We start from the raw sequence: 20,724 nt of genomic DNA, 5'->3' as shown, positions 1-20,724 counted from the left end.
AGGTCCGCTCGGCGGACCACTGGCGGAGGATGCGGGATTTGAACCCGCGAGGGCTGTTAACCCAACCCGCGTTCCAGGCGAGCGCCATAGGCCACTAGGCGAATCCTCCGTGGCCATGGTAACCGAGGCCCCGATGGCCGCTGCCAGTTGCTCGTCGTCGACTCCGGGGCAGGTATTAGACTCATCGCTGGACCCCGCGCGGCGTCTATCCTGTGAACTCCCCCAGGGCCGGAAGGCAGCAAGGGTCAATGGGCTCTGTCGGGTGCGCGGGGTCCCCTAGGTCAAATGGGTGCCGACCCGCTGCGCCCGGCCACGCCGCGCTTGCGGCCGCCCCCAATGCCGACAGCGAAAGGGTTCACGGTGTCGCTGGAGTCCCTCACCCCTGCCGAGCTCGCGGCTGCGCACGCTCGCCACCAGCAGGATTACGCGGATCTGCAGGCCAAGAAGCTTTCCCTGGACCTGACCCGCGGGAAGCCGGCCGCCGCCCAGCTGGATCTGTCCAACCAGATGCTGAGCCTGCCCGGCGACGACTACCGCGACAACGAGGGCACCGACACCCGCAACTACGGCGGCCTGCACGGCCTGCCCGAGCTGCGGGCCATCTTCGGCGAGCTGCTCGGCATCCCGGTGCAGAACCTGATCGCGGGCAACAACTCCAGCCTGGAACTGATGCACGACCTCGTCGCCTTCTCGATGCTGTACGGCGGCGTGGACTCGCAGCGGCCCTGGAAGGACGAACCGAGCGTCAAATTCCTGTGCCCGGTCCCCGGCTACGACCGGCACTTCAACATCACCGAGACGATGGGCATCGAGATGATCCCCGTCCCGGTGCTCTCCGACGGGCCCGACGTCGACCTGATCGAAGAGTTGGTCGCGGCCGACCCGGCCATCAAGGGAATGTGGACGGTGCCGGTGTTCGGCAACCCGACCGGGGTCACCTACTCCTGGGACACCGTCCTGCGGTTGGTCCAGATGCGGACGGCGGCCCCTGACTTCCGGCTGTTCTGGGACAACGCCTACGCGGTGCACACCCTGACGCACGACTTCATCCGGCAGGTCGACGTGCTCGGGCTGGCGGCCGCGGCCGGCAACCCCCATCGGCCGTACGTGTTCGCGTCCACCTCCAAGATCACCTTCGCCGGCGCCGGCGTGAGCTTCTTGGGCGGCTCGCTGGGCAACATCGCGTGGTACCTGCAATACGCGTCGAAGAAGTCGATCGGACCCGACAAGATCAACCAGCTGCGGCACCTGCGCTTCTTCCGCGATGCCGACGGCGTGCGGCTGCACATGCTGCGGCACCAGCAGATCCTGGCGCCGAAGTTCGCCCTGGCCGCCGAGATCCTGGATCAGCGGCTCAGCGATTCCAAGATCGCCTCGTGGACCGACCCCAAGGGCGGCTACTTCATCAGCCTCGACGTGCTGCCCGGCACGGCCAAGCGGACCGTCGCGCTGGCCAAGGACGCCGGCATCGCGGTCACCGAGGCGGGCGCGTCGTTCCCGTACCGGAAAGATCCCAAGGACACCAACATTCGGATCGCGCCGACCTTCCCGTCGCTGCCGGACCTGCGCGAGGCCGTCGACGGCCTGGCCACCTGCGCCTTGCTGGCGGCGTCGGAGTCGCTGCTGGCGTCGTCGACCTCGAGTGTGAACTAGACGACCCTGCCGGCCCGCGTCGCCGTCGGCGGACGCCGGTAGCCTGCTGACCGTGGCCCTCTACCGCAAGTACCGACCGGCAACCTTCGCCGAAGTGGTGGGGCAGGAGCACGTCACCGAACCGCTGTCGGTCGCGCTGGAAGCCGGCCGGATCAACCACGCGTACCTGTTCTCCGGACCGCGCGGCTGCGGCAAGACCTCCTCGGCGCGCATCCTGGCCCGCTCGCTGAACTGCGCCCAGGGGCCGACGGCCACCCCCTGCGGCGTCTGCGATTCGTGCCAGGCGCTGGCGCCCAACGCGCCCGGCAGCATCGACGTGGTCGAACTCGACGCCGCCAGCCACGGCGGCGTGGACGACACCCGCGAGCTGCGCGACCGCGCGTTCTACGCGCCGGCCCAGTCGCGATACCGCGTGTTCATCGTCGACGAGGCGCACATGGTGACGACGGCGGGGTTCAACGCGCTGCTCAAGATCGTCGAGGAGCCGCCCGAGCACCTGATCTTCATCTTCGCCACCACCGAACCGGAGAAGGTGCTGCCGACCATCCGGTCGCGCACCCACCACTACCCGTTCCGGCTGTTGCCGCCCAAGACCATGCGCGCGTTGATCGGCCGGATCTGCGAGCAGGAGGGCGTCGCCGTCGACGACGCCGTCTATCCGCTGGTGATCCGCGCCGGCGGAGGCTCGCCGCGCGACACCCTGTCGGTGCTCGATCAACTGGTGGCCGGCGCCGAAGGCGCGCACGTGACCTATCAGCGGGCGCTGGGGCTGCTCGGCGCCACCGACATGGCCCTGATCGACGACGCCGTGGACGCGCTGGCCGCCGCCGACGCCGCGGCGCTGTTCGGCGCGGTGGAGTCGGTGATCGACGCCGGGCACGACCCCCGGCGATTCGCCACCGATCTGCTCGAGCGGTTTCGTGACCTGATCCTGCTGCAGGCCGTCCCGGACGCGGCGAGCCGCGGCGTGGTGGACGCCCCCGAGGACGTGCTGGAGCGGATGCGTGAGCAGGCCACCCGGATCGGGCCCGCGACCCTGACCCGCTACGCCGAGGTGGTGCAGGCCGGGCTGGGGGAGATGCGCGGTGCCACCGCGCCGCGTCTGCTGCTCGAGGTCGTGTGCGCGCGACTGCTGCTGCCCTCGGCCAGCGACACCGAATCCGCGCTGCTGCAACGCGTCGAGCGCATCGAGACCCGGCTGGACATGTCGATTCCCGCCTCCGATGCCGCCGGAGCGGCGCCGCGCGGCGCTGCGGCGGGGGCCGAACCCGAGCCACCCGCCCGGTTCACCCGGCGGTCCGCGGCGGCCACCGCCAAGCCCGACCCGAAACCCGAACCCAAGCCCGAGGCCCAACCGGCTCCGGCCCCCGAGCCGGCCCCGGCGCCCGCCCCGCCGCCCGCGCCCGAGACCACCCCGTCGCCCGCGCCCGAGCCCGAGCCCGCCGCGGCTCCGCCGCCGTCGCCCGAATCAGCCTCCGCGCCAGGGGAACTCAACACCGCCGCGGTGCGCAGCATGTGGCCGACGGTGCGTGAAAAGGTGCGTCAGCGCAGCCGCACCACCGAGGTGATGCTGGCCGGTGCGACCGTGCGGGCCATCGAGGGCAACACGCTGGTGCTGAGCCATGAATCGGCGCCGCTGGCCAAGCGGCTCTGCGAACAGCGCAACGCCGACGTGATCGCCGAGGCGCTCAAGGACGCGCTCGGCGTGAACTGGCGCGTGCGGTGTGAGGCCGGCGCACCGGCATCGGCGCCGACGGTCCCGCCCGCCGCCGGGGGGAGCGCGCCCGCCGTCCCGAGCGCGGAGGAGCCGGCACCCGACGCGGACTCCGCGCGGCGCGACGAAGAGGAACACATGCTCGCCGAAGCGGTCCGCGACGAGCCGTCGGCGCCGCGCCGAGACCCCGAAGAGGTCGCGCTGGAACTGCTACAGAATGAGCTGGGCGCCCGTCGCATCGACAACGGCTAGACGGGGCGGCAGGGTCACGGCGTCCACCACGGCCGCAGCGGCAGGTCGTCGTCGCCGCGCGGGTCGACGTTGGCCGCCAGAACGTGATGCAGCTGAAGGTTGTTCTGCTCGAACGCAACCCGTGACGCCGCCATGTACAGGCCCCACACCTTGGCGGTCGGCAAGCCGACCTCGGCGACGGCCACGTCCCAGTGTTCGACCAGGTTGTGGCACCAGTCGCGCAGCGTCATCGCGTAGTGATGGCGGAAGTTCTCCGCGTGCAGCACCTCCAGGCCCGCGTCCTGGATGTCGCTGGTGATGCGGCCCGAGCCGGTCAGCTCGCCGTCCGGGAAGACGTAGCGATCGGTGAACCCCCCGGCGAACGAGGTCGAGGTGTTGTCGTGGCGGGTGATGCAGTGGTTGAGCAGCAGCCCGCCGGTGCGCAGCTTCGACTTGAGGAAGCCGAAGTAGGCGGGGTAGTTCTTGACGCCGATGTGCTCGGTCAGCCCGATCGAGGAGACGGCGTCGAACTGCGTCTCACCGACGTCGCGGTAGTCGGTGTGCCGGACCTCGGCCAGCTCGGTGAGGCCTTCGTCGGCGATCGCCCGCTGCGCCCACTTCGCCTGCTCGGCCGACAGGGTGGCGCCGATGGCCCGCACGCCGTGGCGCGCGGCGTACCGCACCATGCCGCCCCAGCCGCACCCGACGTCGAGCAGCCGGTCGCCCGGCCGCAGCCGCAACTTCTCGAAAATCAGCCGGTACTTGTTCTGCTGCGCGTCCTCCAGCGTCGCCTGAGCGTCGGGATACACCGCGCACGTATACGTCATCGACGGACCCAGCACCAGTTCGTAGAAGGTGTTGGAGACGTCGTAGTGGTGGTGGATGGCCTCCGCGTCGCGGGTCTTACTGTGCATCAGCCCTTCGGTGACCCGGCGCCACCGCGGTCGGGTCTCCTGGGGTGGTGGTGACACCGGCAGCAACCGCTCGAAGCCCATCGATCGGACGACATTGGCCAGCACCCGCGCCGGTGGCCGCTTGAATTCGACCCGATCGGTCAGCGTCTTGAGCAACTGGTACGGATCACCCGGGTGCACGCCGTAGGCCTGCAGGTCACCCGCCACGTAGGCACGGGCCAGGCCGAGCTCGCCCGGCGCGGTGGCCAGGTAGGTGGCGCCGCGCGGGGTGCGAAGGTCCAGGCCCAGTTCGGCGTCTTCGCTGCCGGCGGTGCTGCCGTCATAGGCGGTGAACTTCAGCGGATGTCGCCCGGTCGCGGCGAAGACCTCCAGGATCTCGGCCATGCTGAGTTTGCCCGTCGACGAGCGGTGCGGTTCTTTGGTCGTCGTCATCGCCGTTGTACCGCCTTTGCGTAGAGGTCGAGTAAACGAGAATCGGGGTCATAGGTTTTCTTGACGGTGTTGTAGGCCTCGCCGCCGTACAACTCGTCGAAGTCCTCGCGGGAGTAGTACGAGTCCGAGTACAGCGACTTGTGCCCGTCGAGCTCGCCCACCTTGGCTTCGATCATCCGGTTGGTGGCGCCCTCGGTGGGGCCGGCCGGGACCGACGACCAGAAGCCGACGTTGACGTAGGTGTGATCCGGCCGCATCGGGTACAGCGGCCAGCCCTCGTGGTCGCGTAGACGCAACGGGCACAACCAGATTGGCGTGATGGGAACGCTATCGAGGAACCATTCCAGGAAGTCGCAGGTCCGTTCGACCGGCACCTCGACGTCTTGCACCACCCGTTCGCGCGGTGGCCGGCCGTGGCGCTTCTCGATCCGGTCGGCGATGCCGAACCGCCGATCCATCGCGATGAGCTTCGAGTAGAAACTGCTGCGCCGGTAGCGGCGCGGCCACCAGCGCCGCAGCCGCGGGTCCTGCACGCCGAAGGCGCGCGAGCACCAGAACCAGTCGGTGTCCCAGCGCCAGAAGTAATCGTTCATGGTCAGCCGGTCATCCTTGGTGGCCTCGACGCCCGCCGAGTCGTGCCGGATGGACTGGTAGTAGATGTTGCGGCCGGTGTAGTCGCTGACCGGGCCGGGGGTGGTGGTTCGTCGGCCCACGCACAGGTAGCTTTCGTCGGCGCTGAACACCACCCCGTCGAGGTAGTCCACCGGCGTCCCGCCCTGCCCGCCGGTGTCGATGATGCGTTCCATCGCCGCGACCAGATCGGGCAGCGAGCGGAACCGGACGTGCCGCAGCGCCACGAACGGCGCGACGGATTCCAGCTCGATCCGAAGACGCGTCGAATAGCCAAGCGTCCCATAGGAATTCGGGAAGGCGCGGAAGAGGTCGGGATGCTGGGTGCGCGACGTGGTGAGCAAATCGCCAGCGCCGGTGAGGATGTCCATCTCCAGCACCGATTCGTGCGGCAGGCCGTTGCGAAACGACGACGACTCGATACCCAGTCCGCTCACCGCGCCACCGAGGGTGATGGTCTTGAGCTGGGGGACGACCAGCGGTGAAAGGCCGTACGGCAGTGTGGCGGCGACCAGGTCCGCGTACGTGCACATGCCGGCGACGTCGGCGGTGCGGGTTTCAGGGTCCACGCTCAAAACGCCGGTCAGCCCGGACGTGTCCAGGCCGGGCGCATCGCGTTTGGTCCGGGCGCGGAACAGATTTGACGTCGGCTTGGCCAGCCGGACGACCGAGGTTGCCGGGATGGATCGATAACTTGCCAGCATCCGGTCTACGCCGGACTTGTGGGCCGAGAGTGCAGATCCAAGGACAGGCACCAGATATACCCTAGTCTTCGACAACAGCCCGTGCACCCGTCGCGAGCGGGCGGCACCGGGGAAATCATCATGAGGAGGGGTCGCCTTGGGACAGGTGAGCGCAGAGAGCACCATCTTGGTCAACGCGGAGCCCGCGGCAACCCTTGCCGCCGTCGCGGACTACCAGAATGTCCGCCCGAAGATCCTGTCCCCGCAGTACAGCGACTACCAGGTGCTGCAGGGCGGTCAGGGCGCGGGCACGGTCGCCAAGTGGAAGCTGCAGGCCACCAAGTCACGCGTGCGCGACGTGCAGGTCAACGTCGACGTGGCCGGGCACACCGTCATCGAGAAGGACGCGAACTCGTCCATGATCATCAACTGGACGGTGGCCCCCGCCGGGCCCGGCTCCAGCGTCACCGTGAAGACCACCTGGACGGGCGCGGGCGGTGTGAAGGGCTTCTTCGAAAAGACCTTTGCGCCGTTGGGGCTGAAGAGGATTCAGGGCGAGGTGCTGGCCAACCTGAAAAAAGAGCTGGAGAGCTGAGCTAGCGGGCCTGGCCCTGCGAGGCCAGGAACCCCGCGACTCCGCGGACCAGCGCGTCAGCGTACTTCTGCCGGCCCTCGGCGGATTCCATCAGCGCCGAGTCGGCGGGATTCTTCATGTTGCCGCACTCGACCAGGATCGACGGGTACTGCGCCAGGTTCAGGCCGGTCAGATCCGAGCGGCCGTAGAGACCGTTCTGGCCGATGTAGTTGGCCGGCGGGATCCCCGCGCCCTGCATCTGGTCGCGCATGATCCGCGCGTACTGCACCGACGGGCCCGCCTGCACCTGGTTGAGCGGCGGCGCCGAGTAGTTGACGTGGAATCCCCGGCCGGACGGCGGACCGCCGTCGGCGTGGATGGACAGCACCGCGTTGGGATGCAGCGCGTTGGCCGCGTTCGCGCGTTCGTCGACGCACGGCCCCAGGCCGCTGTCGTTGGCGCGGGACAGCGCGGTCCGCACTCCCAGGGCGCTCAGCTCGGCGCGCACGCGCAGCGCGGTGTCCCAGGTGAAGGTGTGCTCCATGTAGCCGCTGTTGGTGGCCGTTCCGCTGGTCTGGCAATCCTTGGTGCCGCCGCGGCCGGTGGGCACCTGACGGTTGATGGAGCCGTCGTTCGAGCCGTTATGGCCCGGATCGATGAAAACCACCATGCCGGCGATGTTGGACGGGACCGCCGTCGCGGTCGGCATGATCGCCGTCGAAGCGGCGACGAGCGCGCCGACCGCCACTTTGATCCCGACACGTCTGCTCAGTCGTAGGTCCACGGCGCAAAGCTAACGCCGCGCGGTCTACGCTGGGGGTTTCGAATCGCCGGAGACTCACGAGCGAAACCAACTCGAGACCAAGATGCGAGGGGATTGTCATGCAACCCGGAGGCGACATGTCGGCGCTGCTCGCCCAGGCGCAGCAGATGCAGCAAAAGCTCATGGAGGCCCAGCAACAACTGGCGAACGCCGAGGTGCATGGTCAGGCCGGCGGGGGTTTGGTCGAGGTCGTCGTCAAGGGCAGCGGCGAGGTGATCGCGGTGAAGATCGACCCGTCCGTCGTCGACCCGTCAGACATCGAGACCCTGCAGGACTTGATCGTCGGCGCCATGGGGGACGCGTCCAAGCAGGTCACCCGGATGGCCCAGGAGCGATTGGGGTCGCTGGCCGGCGGCTTCGGCCCCCCGCCGGGGCAACCGCCCGCGCCGGCGCAGGGGCTTTAGGCTCTCGCCACCGTCATGTTCGAAGGACCCGTCCAGGATTTGATCGACGAGCTCGGCAAGCTGCCGGGCATCGGGCCCAAAAGCGCGCAACGCATCGCCTTTCACCTGTTGTCGGTCGAACCGCCGGACATCGACCGGCTGACCGCGGTGCTGGCGAAGGTCCGCGACGGCGTGCGGTTCTGTGCCGTGTGCGGCAACGTCTCCGACAACGAGCGATGCCGGATCTGCGCGGATCCCCGCCGGGACGGCTCGCAGGTGTGCGTCGTCGAGGAACCCAAGGACGTCCAGGCCGTCGAGCGCACCCGCGAATTCCGCGGCCGCTACCACGTGCTGGGCGGTGCGCTCGATCCGTTGTCCGGGGTGGGGCCCGATCAGCTGCGGATCCGCGAGCTGTTGAGCCGGATCGGTGAGCGGGTCGACGACGTCGACATCACCGAGGTGATCATCGCCACCGACCCGAACACGGAGGGCGAGGCGACCGCCACTTACCTGGTGCGCATGCTGCGCGACATCCCGGGCCTGACGGTGACCCGGATCGCGTCGGGGCTGCCGATGGGCGGGGACCTGGAGTTCGCCGACGAGTTGACGCTCGGTCGCGCCCTAGCCGGGCGCCGGGCCATGGTCTGAGGTCTGTTCAGCCCTTAGTCAGTTGGAACGCTCTGGTGACGGTCGTGCCCGGCGCCCCGCCGCACCCGTCCGCTAGCGTCGTCCGGCCCTCGCCGGCAAGCGACACCGCGTCGAAGCTGTAGTCGACGGTCGCGGGGACCGAAGCGCCGTTCGCGCACGGCGCCTGGGCGGGGCCGCTGTGGCTCCACCGCCCGTCCGCGAGGTGGAACTCCCAACTGATGACGAACGTCCCGCCGCCCTGCGAGGTCGCCAGCGTGCAGTCGGACCCGCATGGGACGAACACCCACGCGGTCGCATTGTCGCTGTCGGTGTAGAGCACGGTGTATCGGCCCATGGGGACCTCGGGGTTGGCGCGCGCCGGCGGCGGCGACGCGAGGAACGCGGCGGTCAACGCGGCACCGGCGGCGAGTCTGTGGCTGATCTTCGTCATCTCGTTTCTTCCTAGCGCGCCGCTAACCGTTCGCGGCGCAGCAAGTCCACCTCCGGCATGGGCAGCGGCGGCAGCTCACCGACCACCGTGCCGAGCAGCAGGTCGGCCAGTTGCGGGTTGCGGGCCAGGCATGGCCCGTGCATGTAGGTCGCGATCACGCTGCCCTGCACCGCGCCGTCGAAGCCGTCGCCGGACCTGTTGCCCGCGCCCTTGACCACGGCGCCCAGCGGAGAGGCCGCCGGTCCCAGGACGGTGCCGCCGCGGTGGTTCTCGAAACCGGTGAGGCGCTCGGTCAGGCCCGCCAGCAGCGGATTGGTCGCCAGCTCGCCGATGGTGCGCGCCTGTTGCGGCGACGTCGTCGCGTCCAGCATGCCCACGCCGTCGACGCGTTCCCCGGCCGACGTTTCATACCAGTGCCCGAGCACCTGAACGGCCGCGCAGATGGCCAGCACCGGAGCGCCCCGCTCCGCGGCGCGCTGCAGGCCGGGGTATTTGATCAGGTGCCGGGTGGCCAGGCGCTGCGCGTAGTCCTCCGCGCCGCCCAGCGTGTAGAGGTCCAGCGACTCGGGCACCGGGTCGGCCAGCGTGATCTCGACGATCTCGGCGGCGAGGCCGCGCAGCCGGAGCCGCTGCCGCAGCACCAGCGCGTTGCCGCCGTCGCCGTAGGTGCCCATCACGTCGGGCAGCACCAGGCCGATCCGCACCACCGAGTCAGCCATGGCGCGCCAACGCTCGTTGCAGCTGGAGGAAGGCGGTGTAGTTGGCGACGACCTCCACCCGACCGGGCGGGCACGACGCGATCGCGGCCACGGTGTCGTGCACCAAGGTGTGCTCGACGCCCGCATAGCCCAGCCGAACCGCCAGGTCGGTGCCGCGCTCACCGGCCGCCACCACGTCCGTCTCCTCGAAGTGCTCGAACCGCACGTCCCACAGCCAGGACAGGTCTTCCCCGTCGGGCACCTGGCCGTTGACCGAGATGACCACCCCGGCCGCGTCCTTGTCCACCATCGACAGCGCCTCCTGCCAGCCGGCGGGGTTTTTGGCCAGCAGGATGCGCACCTCGTGCGCGCCGACGCGCACGGTCCGATACCGCCCCGCCACCTCGTCGACCGCCGAGACGGCCGCCACCGCCGACGCCGGATCCGCGCCCAACGCGACCGCGGCCGCGACGGCCTGGGCGGCGTTGCCCCGGTTGACCGCGCCCGGCAGCGCCAACCGCATCGGCAGCGACAGGCCGTCGGGCCCGTAGAGGGTGTCGTCGTCGAACCACCACTGCGGGCTGGGCCGTTTGAAGTCCGCGCCCGTGGAGTACCAGTGGCCCCGGTCGCGGACGATGACCTCGCCGCTGCGCGGGCAGCTGACCGAGTCGTTCGACCACGACCCACCCGCGGCCACCCACACGACGTTCGGGCAGTCGTAGGCGGCCGACGTCATCAGCACGTCGTCGCAATTGGCCACGACGACCGCCCCGGGATGCCGGGCCAGGCCCGCGCGCAGGGTGCGCTCGATGACGTTGATCTCGCCGACCCGGTCCAGCTGGTCGCGCGACAGGTTGAGCAGCACCACGACGCTGGGGTCGACGGCGTCGGACACGTGCGGGACGTGCATTTCGTCAACTTCCAGGGCCGCCAGCGGCGCATCCCGGTCGGCGGCCAGCGCCGCGACCAGCCCGGCGTCCATGTTGGCGCCCTCGGCGTTGGTGGCCACCGCGCCCAGCGTCGCCAGCGCGGCCGACGTCATCCGGGTGGTGGTGGACTTGCCGTTGGTGCCGGTGACGATGACGGTGCGCCGTCCCGCGCCGAGTTGCCCGAGCACCGAGCGGTCCAGCGTCATCGCGATCAGGCCGCCGATCATCGCCCCGGCCCCGCGTCCGGTCACCCGCGACGCCCAGCGCGCGCTCGCTCCTGCGGCGAGGGCCAGACGGGCACGGGTGGTAACCACCCGGGAAGTTTAAGGGCGATCGCAAGCGCGGCGCTTGGCGCCGGGCGCGGCGGGTCGCCCTCGTCGAGTCCAAGGGTGATCGCAAGCGCGGCGCTTGGCGCCGAGCGCGGCGGGTCGCCCTCATCGATTTTCGAGCCGACACGGCGCGCAACGACCAGGTGATGTCGGTCGACCGTGCCATCCTCAGTGCATGAGCGGGGTGTCCTGGGGTCGGCCGGCCAGCGAGCCGGACGCGGGCTGGGCCGTCGTCGACGTCGAGACCTCGGGCTTCCGGCCGGGCCAGGCGCGGATCATCAGCGTGGCGGCGCTAGGCCTGGACGCCGACGGGAACGTCGAGCAATCGGTGGTGAGCCTGCTTAACCCCGGGGTGGACCCGGGCCCCACCCACGTGCACGGCCTGACCGCCGCCATGCTGGAAGACCAGCCGCAATTCGCCGACATCGTCGGCGACGTCGCCGAGGTGTTGCGTGGGCGCACCCTGGTGGCCCACAACGTGGCGTTCGACTATGCGTTCCTGACCGCCGAAGCCGAACTGGCCGAGACCGAGCTGCCCGTCGACAGCGTCATGTGCACGGTCGAGCTGGCCCGGCGATTGGACCTCGGGATCGACAACCTGCGGCTCGAGACGCTAGCGGCGCACTGGGGGGTCACGCAGGAGCGGCCGCATGACGCCTTCGACGACGCGTTGGTGCTGACGGGCGTGCTGTCCTCGGCGCTCAAGCTCGCCCGTGCGGGCGACATCTGGTTGCCGATCCATCCGGTGACCCGGCGCCGCTGGCCGAACGGCCGCGTCACCCATGATGAGCTGCGCCCGCTGAAGGTGCTGGCGTCCCGGATGCCCTGCCCGTACCTGAACCCGGGCCCCTACGTCGGCGGCCGACCGCTGGTGCAGGGCATGCGGGTGGCGCTGGCCGCCGAGGTCGGCCGCACCCACGAGGAACTCGTGGAACGGATCCTGCATGCCGGGCTGGCCTACAGCGACGCCGTCGACCGCGAGACCTCGCTGGTGGTCTGCAACGACCCCACCCCCGAGCAGGGCAAGGGCTACCTCGCCCGGCAGTTGGGGGTGCCGGTGCTCTCCGACGCGCAGTTCATGGCCTGCCTCGGCGCCGTGATCGGCGGCGCCAGCATGGACGAATTCACCGACGTCCGCGCCCTGGACCAGCAGCTCGCGCTGTTCTGATCAGCCGCGGGCGGCGCGGTTGACCGCGGACACGACCGCGCGTAGCGACGCCGAGGTGATCGACGGCGCGATGCCGACGCCCCACACCGTCTTCCCGTCGACCGATGCCTCCACGTACGCGGCGGCCTGCGCGTCGTCACCCGAACTCATGGCGTGCTCGGAGTAGTCCAGGACGGCCACGTCGAAGCCGACATCGCCCAGCGCGTGAACGAACGCGGCGAGCGGGCCGTTGCCCTGCCCGCTGATCTCGGTCTCCACCCCGTTGATCTTGACGACCGCGGTGATGCGGGTGACGCCGCTGTCGTCCTCCGACGCGTCGACGCGCTGCTTGATCCGCTCGAGCGGCAGGACGGGCGCCAGATACTCCTCGGAGAAGGCGTCCCACATCTCCTTCGGGCTGACCTCGCCGCCTTCCCCTTCGCTGATCTTCTGCACCACCTGGGAGAACTCGATCTGCAGCCGCCGCGGCAGGGCCAGGCCGTGGTCGGCCTTCATGATGTAGGCCACCCCGCCCTTGCCCGACTGCGAGTTGACCCTGATCACCGCCTCGTAGGTGCGTCCGACGTCCTTGGGGTCGATCGGCAGATAGGGCACCTGCCAGAGCATGTCCTCGACATCGGTGTCCGCGGCATCCGCGTCGACCTTCATCTGATCCAGCCCCTTGTTGATGGCGTCCTGGTGGCTGCCGGAGAACGCGGTGTAGACCAGGTCACCGCCGTAGGGGTGCCGTTCGTGCACGGGCAGCTGGTTGCAGTACTCGACGGTCCGGCGGATCTCGTCGATGTTGGAGAAGTCGATCTGCGGGTCCACGCCGCGGGAGAACAGGTTCAGCCCCAGCGTCACCAGGCACACGTTCCCGGTGCGCTCGCCGTTGCCGAACAGGCAGCCCTCGATGCGGTCGGCGCCGGCCTGGTAGCCCAATTCTGCTGCGGCGACGGCGGTTCCGCGGTCGTTGTGCGGGTGCAGGCTCAGGATGACCGACTCCCGGTTGGCCAGGTTGCGGCTCATCCACTCGATCGAATCGGCGTAGACGTTGGGGGTGGCCATTTCCACGGTCGCGGGCAGGTTGAAGATGATCGGATTGTCCGGGGTCGGCGCGATGATCTCGCCGACGGCGTCGCACACCTGTTTGGCGTATTCCAGCTCGGTGCCGGTGTAGGACTCCGGCGAGTACTCGAACCGCCACCGCGTGCCGGGATGCTTGGCGGCCTCCTCGACGCACTTGCGGGCGCCTTCGGTCGCGATGGCCTGCACCGCGGCGCGGTCGGCGCGAAACACGACGCGGCGCTGCAGGATTGACGTCGAGTTGTAGAAGTGCACGATGGCCTGCGGCGCGCCGTCGCACGCTTCGAAGGTGCGCTCGATCAGTTCCGGGCGGCACTGGGTGAGCACCTGGATGGTGACGTCGTCGGGGATGGCGCCCTCGGTGATGATCTCGCGGACGAAGTCGAAGTCGGTCTGGCTGGCCGACGGGAATCCCACTTCGATTTCCTTGTAGCCCATGCGAACCAGCAGATCGAACATGCGGCGCTTGCGCGCCGGGCTCATCGGGTCGATCAGCGCCTGGTTGCCGTCACGCAGGTCCACCGCGCACCACAGCGGCGCGCTGCTGGTGACCCGGTCCGGCCAGGTGCGGTCGGGCAGCCGGATGGACTCGACCTCGTCGGCGAAGGGCCGGTACCGGTTGATCGGCATCGACGACCCGCGCTGCGGGTTCCAGGCGGGTTGCCCGGGTGCGGGTGGGCCCGCGGGCTGGACGATGGTGCGTGCCGAGCTGAATGCGTCGGGATTGGAAGTCACGGTGATTGCTCCGGGGTATCAGAAGGGGAACTTCAGACCGGCGCATCGCGAACACCCGCGACGGGAAGCCGGTCTGGATCAGACCCCGTCGCGGCGTCCGAGGAGGAGCACCCGCTGCACGTCGGCAACTTTACCGCGATTGGCGCTCGGGTGAAAATTGCGCCGAGACCGCGGCGAAAGCGCAGGCCGGGGCGCTCGGTATCGCGACGTAAATCACCATGCGGTGGCACGTATTCTGTTGTGGACTTATACCCGAAATTTTCAAATGCCCAGGGCCGGAGAGGCGGGAAAACCGTGGCGCTCGTCGTGCAGAAGTACGGCGGATCCTCAGTGGCGAACGCCGATCGGATCCGCCGCGTGGCCGAGCGCATCGTCGCGACCAAGAAGCAGGGCAACGACGTGGTGGTCGTCGTCTCCGCGATGGGCGACACCACTGACGACCTGATGGATCTGGCCCAACAGGTGTGTCCGGCGCCGCCGCCGCGCGAACTCGACATGCTGCTGACCGCCGGCGAGCGCATCTCGAATGCCCTGGTCGCGATGGCGATCGAATCGCTGGGTGCGCAGGCGCGCTCGTTCACCGGTTCGCAGGCCGGCGTGATCACCACCGGCACGCACGGCAACGCGAAGATCATCGACGTCACGCCGGGACGGCTGCAGGCCGCGCTCGACGAGGGGCGCATCGTGCTGGTGGCCGGCTTCCAGGGCGTCAGCCAGGACACCCGGGACGTGACCACCCTGGGCCGCGGCGGTTCGGACACCACCGCGGTGGCGCTGGCCGCGGCGCTGCGCGCCGACGTGTGCGAGATCTACACCGACGTCGACGGCATCTTCAGCGCCGACCCGAGGATCGTGCACAACGCCCGCAAGCTGGACACGGTCACCTTCGAAGAGATGCTCGAGATGGCGGCTTGCGGCGCCAAGGTTTTGATGCTGCGCTGCGTCGAATACGCGCGCCGCTACAACATTCCGGTGCACGTCCGATCCTCGTATTCGGAAAACCCGGGCACCATCGTCGTCGGATCGATCAAGGACATAGCCATGGAAGACCCCATCCTGACCGGAGTCGCGCACGACCGTAGCGAGGCCAAGGTGACCGTTGTCGGCATTCCCGACATCCCCGGATACGCCGCTCGCGTCTTCCGGGCGCTCGCCGACGCGGACGTCAACATCGACATGGTGTTGCAGAACGTCTCCAAGGTCGAGGACGGCAAGACCGACATCACCTTCACCTGCTCGCGGGACAGCGGGCCCACCGCCGTGGCCAAACTCGATGCGCTCAAGGACGAGATCGGGTTCAGCCAGCTGCTTTACGACGACCACATCGGGAAGGTGTCGCTGATCGGGGCGGGCATGCGCAGCCACCCGGGCGTCACCGCCACCTTCTGTGAGGCGCTGGCCGAGGTCGGCGTCAACATCGAGCTCATCTCCACCTCGGAGATCCGGATCTCGGTGCTGTGCCGCGACACCGAACTAGACAAGGCCGTCGTGGCGTTGCACGAGGCGTTCGGGCTCGGCGGCGAGGAGTCGGCCACGGTGTATGCGGGGACGGGTAGATAAATGGTTGCCATCGGAGTTGTGGGCGCCACCGGCCAGGTCGGCCAGGTGATGCGCCGGTTGCTCGACGAGCGGGACTTCCCCGCGACGTCGGTGCGGTTCTTCGCGTCGGCGCGCTCGCAGGGCCGCAAGCTGGAATTCCGCGGCCAGGAGATCGAGGTCGAGGACGCCGCGACGGCGGACCCGAGCGGCCTGGACATCGCGCTGTTCTCCGCCGGTAAGACGATGTCGCTGGTGCAGGCGCCGCGGTTCGCCGCGGCCGGGGTGACGGTGATCGACAACTCGTCGGCGTGGCGCAAGGACCCGGACGTGCCGCTGGTGGTGTCCGAGGTGAACTTTGCGCGGGACGTCCGGGACGCGCGCTCGTTGGCCAAGGGCATCATCGCCAACCCGAACTGCACGACGATGGCGGCCATGCCGGTGCTCAAGGTGCTGCACGAGGAGGCCGGGCTGCAACGGCTGGTGGTGTCGAGCTATCAGGCGGTGTCCGGCAGCGGGATCGCCGGGGTCGAGGAGCTGGCCGGCCAGGCGCGCGCCGTCATCGACGGCGCCGAGCAGCTGGTGCACGACGGCAACGCCGTGGCGTTCCCGGCGCCCGAGACCTACGTCGCGCCGATCGCCTTCAACGTGATCCCGTTGGCCGGCTCCCTGGTCGACGACGGCTCCGGCGAGACCGACGAGGACCAGAAGCTGCGCCACGAGAGCCGCAAGATCCTCGGCATCCCGGAGCTGGCGGTCAGCGGCACCTGCGTGCGGGTACCGGTGTTCACCGGGCACTCGCTGTCGATCAACGCCGAGTTCGAACGACCGCTGTCGCCGGAGCGGGCGCGCGAAATGCTCGACGGTGCGCCCGGCGTCAAGGTGGTCGACGTGCCGACTCCGTTGGCGGCCGCCGGTGTCGACGAATCGCTGGTCGGCCGGATCCGGCGCGACCCCGGGGTGCCCGACGGCCGCGGCCTGGCGCTGTTCATCTCCGGTGACAACCTGCGCAAGGGGGCGGCGCTGAACACCATCCAGATCGCCGAGTTACTCGCCGCCGAGTTGTGAATCCGCGGGTGAGTTCCGCGACGCGGTTCTCGCTACTTGTGGCATCTTTGCTTGTGCCGCAATGCTTTTGGATAGCGCATGCCGATCCACCCGCTCCGGCACCCGAACCGGTGCTGCAGCCGCTGGCGCCCGGCCAGGTGCTGCGGATCGGCCCCACGGCCGGAACCGGCACGCCCACCGGGGATTACGGCATCGGCGCGACCGACCTGTGTGAGTTCGTCGAGTTCCCCGCCGAACTGCTCCAAGTGTGCGGCGACAGCTTCGCCGGGCAGGGCGTCGGCTTTGGTGGGTGGTACGCACCGGTCGCGTTGCGCGTCGACACGTCCTCCGTCGACGACCCCGGCGGCGTGCGCTACACCGGGGTCACCGGCATCAGCAACCCGCTGCTGGCCGACCCCGCGCCGCCGGGGGCCTCGCAGCTGCCCGCCGGGGTGGTGCAGATCAACCGGCGCAACTACCTGATGGTGACGACGACGAAAAACCTCGAACCGCAGAGCTCGCGGCTGGTGGCGGCCGAGCCGGCCCGCGCGGGCTGGCAGACGATCCCCGGGTCCAAGCGGCCCGCGTCGTATCAGGGTGGTGCGCAGACGCAGATCAGCGGCTACTACGACCCGATCCCCACCACGGATTCACCGACCGGGTGGGTGTACATCGTCGCCGACAGTTTCACCCGCCGGGACCCGGTCGTGCTCTACCGGGCCACGCCGCAAACGTTCACCGACCGGTCCCGCTGGCAGGGGTGGGCGGCCGGTCCGCAGGGCGGCTGGGGCAAATCGCCGACGCCAATGTGGCCCGACGCGGTGGGCGAGATGTCCATCCGGCAGATCGACGGCAAGGCGGTGCTGTCCTATTTCAACGCCGTCACCGGCAACATGGAGGTCCGGGTCGCGGACGACCCCACCGGCCTGGGCGACGCGCCGGTCACCACGGTGGTGCAACACGATGAGTGGCCGGACCCGGCGGAAAGCCTGCCGCCGCCCTACGACAACCGCCTCGCGCAACCGTACGGCGGCTACATCTCACCCGGCTCGACGCTCGACGAGCTGCGGATCTTCGTCAGCCAGTGGGACACCCGCGCCCGGGTGGCCGCGCCATACCGGGTGATCCAGTTCGCGGTCAATCCGCTGCGACCCGAATAGCGGGTTTTCGCCCGCTGACCGGGGGCTTTAGTTCACAGCTGCTACATAAGTAGCGCATAGCCGCCACTACTGTTAACGGCTTCATCATTTGTCTCATGAGTGAAACATCTGAATCCCCCACCGTGCGGCACTCCACCGCCACTGCACCGGTCGCCGCGGAAGCGGCGGCGGCCTACCGGGCCCCGCGGGTCTTCCAACTCGCCGCGTGGGTCGCCATCGTCGCCGGCATCGTGTTCATCGTCGCGGTCATCTTCTTCACCGGCTTCATCCTCGGCCACCGCGGCGGCCATCACGGGCACCACCACCACAAGCACCACCACGCGATGGTGCACCACCGCGGCCCCGGCGGCCCCGGCAACTTCGGTGGACCGGGCGCACCGGGCGGCCAGGGTGGCCAGGGTGGCCAAGGTGGCCAGAACGGTCCGGGTGCTACCAGCACTGCGCCGGCTCCGTCGGGCGTGCGTCCCAGCGGCATGGCCCCGGGCCAGCTCCCGCCGTCGGTCCTGCACTCGGCGGCCGCGCTGGGACAGACCCCGAGCGTCATCGTGCTGACCAACTGAAAAACCTTTGCCAACCAGTGGCCCGGCGCTCCACTCGAGCGCCGGGCCACCTGTCTTTTGCTGTAACCGGCGCCTAACCGGCGCATCTCGATTCGCCACATTTTTCTCGCCGGGGCCTGTTAGGGACGGGGTGCGCGGGGCAATATGGCAAGGCATGAGCGAGACACCCGAAGAACGAGTTGAGCCGAAAGCCGAGCCGTCGGCAGCCGCACCCGTCACTGCGCCACCGCCGCCACCCCCGCACCGGGTGCAGCCGCCGCGGCTCTACACGGCGGCCGCCTGGGTGGTGATCGTCGCCGGCATCGTGTTCATCCTCACGTCGCTGTTCTTCGTCGGTGCCTTCATCTGGAAGCACCACTACCACTGCCAGCACCACCACCACGGCATGTTCCACCCCGGCGGCCCCGGACCGGGCAACGGGCCCTGGGGCCCCGGTGGTTCCGGGCCGGGCAACGGGCCAGGGCAGTACGGCGGCTACGGGCCGTGGTACGGCGGACCAGGCGGGCCGGGCGGACCCGACAACGGGCCGTGGGGATACGGGCCCGGGGGTCCCGGCTTGATCGTTCCGATGCCTCCCGGCGGTCCGGGCGGTCCGGGCGGACCGGTTGCCGGCCCCGGCGTCAGCGGCCCCGGTCAACCGCCGGCCGTCAGCCCGCCCCCCGGTGCGCCCGCACCGCGCCCCTGACGGCACCCGCTCCAAGTCACGGCCTTAAGTCCGGCCCCGAATGGGTACTGACCCGTAGTGGGCGACCGACGGTGTTGCCCGCTATTTCTTGACCAAATCAAGATAAGGGGAATACTCGAGTGCAGGCCGGACGGCCCGGGCCACACACAGCCACGCTGAAAGTGCTTGATGACTAGGCGAATTCGTTGCTGTGTGCGATCTGACGCCCTGCGGCCGGCGGCCGGGTGACGAGGAGAGGGTAATGACGGAGCGTTTCACGACCAACGACGCCGGTATCGCTGCGCCGAGCGACGATCAGTCGCTGACGATCGGCCCGGACGGGCCGATTCTGCTGCAGGACCATTACCTGATCGAGCAGATGGCGATGTTCAACCGGGAGCGCATCCCGGAGCGCCAGCCACACGCCAAAGGCGGTGGTGCGTTTGGTCATTTCGAGGTGACCAACGACGTCAGCAAGTACACCAGGGCCGCGGTGTTCCAACCCGGCACCAAAACGGACATGCTGGCCCGGTTTTCGACGGTCGCCGGCGAGCGGGGCAGCCCAGACACCTGGCGGGACCCGCGTGGCTTCGCGCTGAAGTTCTACACCACCGAGGGCAACTTCGACCTCGTCGGCAACAACACGCCGGTGTTCTTCATGCGCGACCCGTTGAAGTTCCAGCACTTCATCCGGTCCCAGAAACGCTTGCAGGCAAGCAATGTGCGCGACCACAACATGCAGTGGGACTTTTGGAGCCTGTCCCCGGAATCGGCGCACCAGGTGACCTGGCTGATGGGCGACCGGGGGATCCCCAAGACCTGGCGGAACATGAACGGCTACAGCAGCCACACCTACAGCTGGATCAACGCCGCCGGCGAGATCTTCTGGGTGAAGTACCACTTCATCACCGATCAGGGCATCGAGTTCCTGACCCAGGAGGACGCCGACCGGTTGGCCGGTGAGGACGGCGATTACCACCAGCGGGACCTGTTCGAGTCGATCGAGCGCGGGGACTACCCCAGCTGGACGCTGAAGATGCAGATCATGCCGTACGAGGAAGCCAAGGACTATCGGTTCAACCCGTTCGATCTGACCAAGGTGTGGCCGCACGGCGACTACCCGTTGATCGACGTCGGCAAGATGACGCTGAACCGCAACGTCACCGACTACCACGCCGAGATCGAGCAAGCGGCCTTCGAGCCGAACAACACCGTGCCGGGCACGGGGTTGAGCCCGGACAAAATGCTGCAGGCGCGGGGCTTTTCGTACTCGGACGCGCATCGCGCCCGACTGGGGACCAACTACCGGCAGATCCCGGTGAACACCCCCAGGGTCGAGGTGAACAGCTACTCCAAAGACGGCGCCATGCGCATCAACAACGTCTCCGACCCCGTCTATGCGCCCAACTCCTACGGTGGTCCGCACGCCGACCCGGCCCGCGCCGCCGAGGTGCGCTGGCATGCCGACGGCGACATGGTCCGCTCGGCGTACACGCTGCACGCCGAGGACGACGACTGGGGACAGGCCGGCACCATGGTCCGCGAGGTTCTCGACGACGCGGCCCGGGAACGCCTGGCGCACAACATCATTGGTCACGTTTCCCAAGGCGTGAAGGAGCCGGTGCTGTCGCGGGTGTTCGAGTACTGGCGCAATGTCGATCCCGACCTCGGCAAGAAGGTCGAGGAAGGCGTGCGCGGCAACGGGGGCTGACCGCTCG

The 20,724-nt window shown here is 69.1% G+C and carries 19 protein-coding genes, 1 tRNA gene and 1 other RNA gene; 13 read left to right on the top strand and 8 right to left on the bottom strand.

The genetic code is table 11. The features are described 5' to 3' along the window. Window positions 1–20 precede the first annotated feature (20 nt). Window positions 21–109, bottom strand: a tRNA-Ser gene (locus tag AC5Y5B_RS08165). A gap of 76 nt (window positions 110–185) precedes the next feature. Here AC5Y5B_RS08165 and ffs point away from each other — a divergent pair. The 3 genes from ffs to AC5Y5B_RS08150 all read left to right on the top strand — a co-directional run bounded on the left by ffs (window position 186) and on the right by AC5Y5B_RS08150 (window position 3,619). Further along, window positions 186–282: signal recognition particle sRNA small type (gene ffs, locus AC5Y5B_RS08160), an RNA gene on the top strand. Between the two features lie 78 nt (window positions 283–360). After that, window positions 361–1,653 (top strand): aspartate aminotransferase type Ic, encoded by a 1,293-nt coding sequence (locus tag AC5Y5B_RS08155; protein WP_500004951.1) that lies wholly within the window; start codon window positions 361–363, stop codon window positions 1,651–1,653. Between the two features lie 52 nt (window positions 1,654–1,705). Continuing rightward, complete coding sequence (locus tag AC5Y5B_RS08150) at window positions 1,706–3,619, top strand: DNA polymerase III subunits gamma/tau (RefSeq protein ID WP_500004949.1); 1,914 nt, start codon at window positions 1,706–1,708, stop codon at window positions 3,617–3,619. Window positions 3,620–3,633: 14 nt separating this feature from the next. On the opposite strand, the gene AC5Y5B_RS08145 is transcribed toward AC5Y5B_RS08150, so the two are convergent. Together AC5Y5B_RS08145 and AC5Y5B_RS08140 are read right to left on the bottom strand one after the other, a co-directional pair. Continuing rightward, window positions 3,634–4,944, bottom strand: a complete 1,311-nt coding sequence (locus AC5Y5B_RS08145) for a class I SAM-dependent methyltransferase (protein ID WP_500004947.1) — start codon at window positions 4,942–4,944, stop codon at window positions 3,634–3,636. Further along, the gene (locus tag AC5Y5B_RS08140) at window positions 4,941–6,332 is read right to left on the bottom strand and encodes an FAD-binding oxidoreductase (protein ID WP_500005272.1); all 1,392 of its coding nucleotides are present in this window, start codon (window positions 6,330–6,332) and stop codon (window positions 4,941–4,943) included. Before AC5Y5B_RS08140 ends, AC5Y5B_RS08145 begins: the two co-directional genes overlap by 4 nt. 82 nt (window positions 6,333–6,414) lie before the next feature. Here AC5Y5B_RS08140 and AC5Y5B_RS08135 point away from each other — a divergent pair, with 82 nt between their 5' ends. After that, entirely contained in the window at window positions 6,415–6,852 is a 438-nt protein-coding gene (locus tag AC5Y5B_RS08135; protein WP_112634383.1) for an SRPBCC family protein, read from the top strand. Between the two features lies 1 nt (window position 6,853). On the opposite strand, the gene AC5Y5B_RS08130 is transcribed toward AC5Y5B_RS08135, so the two are convergent. Then, on the bottom strand, window positions 6,854–7,615 hold the full coding sequence (locus AC5Y5B_RS08130) for an Rv3717 family N-acetylmuramoyl-L-alanine amidase (protein WP_500004945.1): 762 nt from the start codon (window positions 7,613–7,615) through the stop codon (window positions 6,854–6,856). A gap of 98 nt (window positions 7,616–7,713) precedes the next feature. On the opposite strand from AC5Y5B_RS08130, the gene AC5Y5B_RS08125 reads away from it, so the two are divergent. Next, window positions 7,714–8,058, top strand: a complete 345-nt coding sequence (locus AC5Y5B_RS08125) for a YbaB/EbfC family nucleoid-associated protein (RefSeq protein WP_112634385.1) — start codon at window positions 7,714–7,716, stop codon at window positions 8,056–8,058. A gap of 15 nt (window positions 8,059–8,073) precedes the next feature. After that, window positions 8,074–8,685, top strand: a complete 612-nt coding sequence (gene recR / locus AC5Y5B_RS08120; protein WP_008263246.1) for a recombination mediator RecR — start codon at window positions 8,074–8,076, stop codon at window positions 8,683–8,685. 7 nt (window positions 8,686–8,692) lie between these two features. On the opposite strand, the gene AC5Y5B_RS08115 is transcribed toward recR, so the two are convergent. From AC5Y5B_RS08115 to AC5Y5B_RS08105, 3 genes are read right to left on the bottom strand one after another with little or no spacing between them, the layout of a single operon-like run. Next, window positions 8,693–9,115, bottom strand: coding sequence for a hypothetical protein (locus AC5Y5B_RS08115; RefSeq protein WP_112634386.1), 423 nt, complete (start codon window positions 9,113–9,115; stop codon window positions 8,693–8,695). Window positions 9,116–9,126: 11 nt separating this feature from the next. Further along, the gene (locus tag AC5Y5B_RS08110) at window positions 9,127–9,822 is read right to left on the bottom strand and encodes a type 1 glutamine amidotransferase (protein ID WP_500005271.1); all 696 of its coding nucleotides are present in this window, start codon (window positions 9,820–9,822) and stop codon (window positions 9,127–9,129) included. Window positions 9,823–9,826: 4 nt separating this feature from the next. Then, complete coding sequence (locus AC5Y5B_RS08105; protein WP_500004942.1) at window positions 9,827–11,056, bottom strand: Mur ligase family protein; 1,230 nt, start codon at window positions 11,054–11,056, stop codon at window positions 9,827–9,829. Window positions 11,057–11,246: 190 nt separating this feature from the next. Here AC5Y5B_RS08105 and AC5Y5B_RS08100 point away from each other — a divergent pair, with 190 nt between their 5' ends. Then, entirely contained in the window at window positions 11,247–12,239 is a 993-nt protein-coding gene (locus AC5Y5B_RS08100; RefSeq protein ID WP_112634388.1) for a DEDDh family exonuclease, read from the top strand. Here AC5Y5B_RS08100 and leuA read toward each other — a convergent pair whose 3' ends face one another. Continuing rightward, complete coding sequence (leuA, locus tag AC5Y5B_RS08095; protein WP_112634389.1) at window positions 12,240–14,039, bottom strand: 2-isopropylmalate synthase; 1,800 nt, start codon at window positions 14,037–14,039, stop codon at window positions 12,240–12,242. Between the two features lie 294 nt (window positions 14,040–14,333). Between leuA and AC5Y5B_RS08090 the strand changes: the two genes are divergently transcribed. The 6 genes from AC5Y5B_RS08090 (at window position 14,334) to AC5Y5B_RS08065 (ending at window position 20,717) form a co-directional block, all read left to right on the top strand. Beyond that, on the top strand, window positions 14,334–15,599 hold the full coding sequence (locus AC5Y5B_RS08090) for an aspartate kinase (protein ID WP_112634390.1): 1,266 nt from the start codon (window positions 14,334–14,336) through the stop codon (window positions 15,597–15,599). Beyond that, window positions 15,600–16,643: an aspartate-semialdehyde dehydrogenase gene (locus AC5Y5B_RS08085; RefSeq protein ID WP_112634391.1), complete on the top strand. Its 1,044-nt coding sequence runs from the start codon at window positions 15,600–15,602 to the stop codon at window positions 16,641–16,643. After that, window positions 16,640–17,782: a DUF4185 domain-containing protein gene (locus tag AC5Y5B_RS08080; protein WP_112634392.1), complete on the top strand. Its 1,143-nt coding sequence runs from the start codon at window positions 16,640–16,642 to the stop codon at window positions 17,780–17,782. Before AC5Y5B_RS08085 ends, AC5Y5B_RS08080 begins: the two co-directional genes overlap by 4 nt. 122 nt (window positions 17,783–17,904) lie before the next feature. Continuing rightward, window positions 17,905–18,342, top strand: a complete 438-nt coding sequence (locus AC5Y5B_RS08075) for a hypothetical protein (protein WP_500005270.1) — start codon at window positions 17,905–17,907, stop codon at window positions 18,340–18,342. Window positions 18,343–18,496: 154 nt separating this feature from the next. Further along, window positions 18,497–19,027, top strand: a complete 531-nt coding sequence (locus tag AC5Y5B_RS08070) for a hypothetical protein (RefSeq protein WP_112634394.1) — start codon at window positions 18,497–18,499, stop codon at window positions 19,025–19,027. Between the two features lie 241 nt (window positions 19,028–19,268). Continuing rightward, the gene (locus AC5Y5B_RS08065; protein WP_066868376.1) at window positions 19,269–20,717 is read left to right on the top strand and encodes a catalase; all 1,449 of its coding nucleotides are present in this window, start codon (window positions 19,269–19,271) and stop codon (window positions 20,715–20,717) included. The last annotated feature ends 7 nt before the right edge of the window (window positions 20,718–20,724 follow it).

It is taken from the genome of Mycobacterium sp. NGS33, assembly GCF_059812885.1.
The sequence above is the reverse complement of the archived record's forward strand: the minus strand, read 5'-3'. Positions and strand labels throughout refer to the sequence as shown.